This window comes from Micrococcus sp. GbtcB5 (assembly GCF_019091605.1).
GTDB lineage: Bacteria > Actinomycetota > Actinomycetes > Actinomycetales > Micrococcaceae > Micrococcus > Micrococcus luteus.
Map to the genome: position 1 here is coordinate 1 of NZ_JAGXJK010000522.1, position 234 is coordinate 234.

The 234-nt window shown below is 69.7% G+C and carries 1 pseudogene; it reads right to left on the minus strand.

The features are described from left to right. Positions 1-85: pseudogene (locus KVS67_RS13340) on the minus strand (superoxide dismutase); the annotation flags it as partial. Positions 86-234: the final 149 nt, after the last annotated feature.

The window sequence follows — 234 nt, forward strand, 5'->3', positions numbered from 1 at the left end:
GGTGCTGCTCCATGATGCGGGCCGAGATGTGCGGCTCCAGCGCGGCGCAGTCGTAGTGCAGCTCCGGAAGGGAGTATTCGGTCATGCTTCCTCCTTGGTCAGGCGAGGCTGCGGGCTGGACGCCCTCGGCCTCCACCTCGGGTAACCTCGCGGCTCGGCGGTGTATTCCGTCCGTCTTCAATGAGATCGGGGGCGGAGCGCCGGGGCCCGGTCCCCTCCGCGCTGATCCCGCGC